General features: G+C 64.9%; 1 protein-coding gene. It reads left to right on the top strand.

Annotated features, from left to right (window positions below; genetic code table 11):
- Positions 1-300: 300 nt before the first annotated feature.
- Positions 301-2,928: glycosyltransferase (locus MOV74_RS35070; RefSeq protein ID WP_246931668.1), on the top strand; the 2,628-nt coding region annotated here is incomplete at its 3' end.

Raw genomic sequence — 2,928 nt, 5'->3', positions numbered from 1 at the left:
CGGACTCGGGCAATCCGCCTGCACCGCAGCCGGCGGCCAGCCCCTCGCCTGCGGCAAGCCCGACGCCAGCGCCCCAGAAATAGCCGCGATCGTTTCAGCTGTCGTTCAGGAACGATTGGCCATAGACGCGGTTGGCACTGCCACGCATTTTCTGGAAAAGGCCATGCCCTCATAAGGACATGACGCCATGACAGTTGAGAAACCGCGCGGCAGAGGTATGCTCCATTTGCCGCGGACTTGGTCGGATCTCGGGGTCGGATCCGCTTCCCTGCCCCCTCAGCCCCTTTTGGTTTAGCCGCGATGCGCGTTGTCGCCGCCGTTCTGTTGCTTGTGTCTGCGCTTCACGCTGGACTATGGGGGGTCCTGCGCGACAAGGAACCCGCGCCCGATTTCAAGGGCCTGCTGCCCAGCGTCTCCTACGCGCCGTTCGAGGGCTCGGCCCACCCCGACATCGACAACATCCCGACCGTCGAGAAAATCCGCGCCGACCTCAAGACGCTGTCGACCATGACGCGCGCGATCCGCCTCTATTCGTCCACGGGCGGTGTGGAACTGGTGCCGCCCATCGCGGCCGAGTTCGGCCTCAAGGTCACCGTCGGCGCCTGGATCGACAAGGACAAGGATCGCAACGAGCGCGAGATCAAGGCTGCGATCGAGCTCGCCCGCAAGAACAGCAACGTCGTCGGCGTCGTCGTCGGCAACGAGGTGATCTACCGCGGCGAGCAGAAGGTCGAAGACCTCATTGACATGATCAAGAAGGTCAAGGGCTCGGTCCGCGTGCCGGTCACGACCGGCGAGATCTGGAACATCTGGCGCGACAATCCCGACCTCGGCTCCAGCGTCGATTTCATCGCCGCCCACGTGCTGCCCTATTGGGAAAACTTCCGTTCGGACCAGGCGGTCGACCAGGCCGTCGACCGCTACAACCTCTTGCGCAACCTGTTCCCCGGCAAGCGCATCGTGATCGCCGAGTTCGGCTGGCCGAGCCAGGGCTACAACTTACGCAACGCCGATCCGGGCGCGTTCCAGCAGGCGCTGATCCTGCGCAACTTCGTCAGCCGCGCCGAAGCCATCGGCATGGAATACAACATCGTCGAAGCCATCGATCAGCCCTGGAAATTCTTCGAAGGCGGCGTCGGTCCGTATTGGGGCATCCTCAACGCCAGCCGCGAGCCGAAATTCGCCTGGACCGGTCCGGTCGAGAACCCCGACTATTGGAAGCTGATGGGCATCGCGCTCCTGGTCGGCGTCCTGCTGTCGCTGCCGATCCTGCGGATTGAAAAGCCGACCGCGAAGCAGGCCTTGCTGCTGTCGGCGACCGCCAACGGCGTCGGCGCCTGGGCCGCGACCGTGTTCGCGTTCTGGAACAGCCATTACTTCATCTTCGGCTCGGCCTTCGCGCTCACGCTCGGCATGATCCTGCTTGTTCCCCTTGTTCTCATCGCGATGGCGCGCGTCGACGAGATCGCTGCGGTCGCCTTCGGCCGGCCGCCGCAGCGGCTGCTCAGCAAGGGCAAGCCGGTCGAGAACGTTCCCGAGAACTACTACCCGAAAGTCTCGATCCACATCCCCGCCTATTTCGAGCCGGTCGACATGCTCAAGCAGACGCTGGATGCGCTGTCGCGGCTGCACTATCCGAACTACGAATGCGTCGTCATCATCAACAACACGCCCGATCCCGCCTTCTGGCAGCCGATCCAGGACCATTGCCGCGCGCTCGGTGAACGCTTCAAGTTCATCAACGCCGAGAAGGTGCAGGGCTTCAAGGCCGGCGCGCTTCGGATTGCGATGGACCGCACCGCGGCGGATGCCGAGATCATCGGCATCCTCGATGCCGACTATGTCGTCGATCCCGACTGGCTTAGGGATCTCGTGCCGGCTTTCGCCGATCCGCGCGTCGGCCTCGTGCAGGCGCCGCAGGAACACCGCGACGGCGACCTCTCGATCATGCACTACATCATGAACGGCGAGTATGCCGGCTTCTTCGACATCGGCATGGTCCAGCGCAACGAGCTCAACGCCGTCATCGTGCACGGCACGATGTGCCTGATCCGCCGCGCCGCGATGGACATGGCCGGCGGCTGGTCGTCCGACACGATCTGCGAGGACTCGGATCTCGGCCTTGCGATCCAGGAGCTGGGCTGGACCACCCATTACACCAACCACCGCTACGGCCAGGGCCTCCTCCCCGACACCTACGAGGCCTTCAAGAAGCAGCGCCATCGCTGGGCCTATGGCGGGCTGCAGATCGTCAAGAAGCACTGGCGCCACTTCCTGCCCGGCAAGAGCCGGCTGACGTCCGACCAGAAGCGCGAATACGGCCTCGGCTGGCTGAACTGGCTGGGCGCGGAAAGCCTCGGCGTGGTGGTGGCGCTGCTCAACCTCGTCTGGGTGCCGATCGTCGCCTTCGCCGACATCGCCATCCCCGACAAGATCCTGACCCTGCCGATCATCGGCGCCTTCGTCGTCTCGCTGGCGCACTTCCTGTCGATGTACCGCGCCCGCGTCGCAATCAAGCCCGGCCAGATGCTGGGCGCCATGATCGCGGCGATGAGCGTGCAATGGACGGTGTCGCGCGCGGTGGCGCAGGGCCTCATCACCGAGCACATCGCCTTCGCCCGCACCTCCAAGGGCGGCCTGTCCAGGATGTCGATCGAGTTCCAGGCGTTCTGGGAGGCCGTGATCGGCACCTTGCTCATCGTCGGCGCCGGCGTGCTGATCGCCTCCAACAGCTACCGCCAGATCACCGAGATCTACATCTTCGCCGGCGTGCTGGTGCTGCAGAGCCTGCCGTTCCTGGCAGCGGTGGCGATCGCCATCCTCGAGCTCAGCCGCATCAACTCGTTCCAGTTCTGGCGCGACAGCGCGATCCGCACCGCCGAGCTGATCGGCCTGCGCCCGGTCGCGCTGCCCCACCCGGGCGGTTCC

The organism is Bradyrhizobium sp. SHOUNA76, from assembly GCF_023006445.1.
Classification (GTDB): Bacteria; Pseudomonadota; Alphaproteobacteria; order Rhizobiales; family Xanthobacteraceae; genus Bradyrhizobium.
The sequence above is the reverse complement of the archived record's forward strand: the minus strand, read 5'-3'. Positions and strand labels throughout refer to the sequence as shown.